Origin of the sequence: Bradyrhizobium uaiense (genome assembly GCF_010811875.1) — a bacterium.
GTDB lineage: Bacteria > Pseudomonadota > Alphaproteobacteria > Rhizobiales > Xanthobacteraceae > Bradyrhizobium > Bradyrhizobium uaiense.
The window spans coordinates 1-247 of sequence record NZ_VKHP01000821.1 but is presented as its reverse complement, the minus strand read 5'-3'; the positions used below and the strand labels follow the sequence as shown (position 1 = coordinate 247).

Genomic DNA, 247 nt, shown 5'->3' with positions numbered 1-247 from the left:
TGATCGGCGCGAGGCCTTCGGTCGGCTCGTCGAGCAGCAGCACTTTCGGGTTCAGCGTCAGCGCGCGACCGATCGCCAGCATCTGCTGCTCGCCCCCGGACAGCTGGTTGCCGAAATTGCCGCGCCGGGATCGGTTGGGTGCCGCAGGAGCGCAACATCTTCCGCTCGCTGACGGTGGAAGAGAACATGACCGCGGTGGCGCAGCCCGGGCCGTGGACGGTCGAGCGGGTGTACGAGATGTTTCCGC

Annotated in this window: 2 pseudogenes; one reads left to right on the top strand and one right to left on the bottom strand. The window is 67.6% G+C overall.

From position 1 onward, the window contains the following. Positions 1-82, bottom strand: a pseudogene (locus FNJ47_RS55170) (ABC transporter ATP-binding protein); the annotation flags it as partial. Between the two features lie 29 nt (positions 83-111). Between FNJ47_RS55170 and FNJ47_RS47595 the strand changes: the two are divergent. Beyond that, positions 112-247: pseudogene (locus tag FNJ47_RS47595) on the top strand (ABC transporter ATP-binding protein); the annotation flags it as partial.